The following is a 264-nucleotide window of genomic DNA, read 5'->3' on the forward strand; positions in this document are numbered from 1 at the left end:
TCCGTCGTCGGCAGCGTCAGATGTGTATAAGAGACAGCCAGTAGACCTCTTCATTCGGATTGGCCGGATTCGGAAACCAGCTGGGTGGAGTGCTCATTTCGGGTGCCTCTCTGAGGATTTCGAACGTACCCGTACATGAGAACCTGTCTCTTATACACATCTCCGAGCCCACGAGACACTCGCTAATCTGGGGGGGAGGGTTTTTTTTTGGGGGGAGGGGGGGGGGGGGGGGGGGGGGGGGGGGGGGGGGGGGGGGGGGGGGGG

1 protein-coding gene is annotated in these 264 nt (G+C 62.1%); it reads right to left on the reverse strand.

The features are described 5' to 3' along the window. Positions 1 to 16: 16 nt before the first annotated feature. Positions 17 to 172, reverse strand: coding sequence for a hypothetical protein (locus ACPYOG_RS19300; protein ID WP_481295747.1), 156 nt, complete (start codon positions 170 to 172; stop codon positions 17 to 19). Positions 173 to 264: the final 92 nt, after the last annotated feature.

The sequence above is a fragment of the Leifsonia sp. HAY1-4F genome (assembly GCF_056755275.1).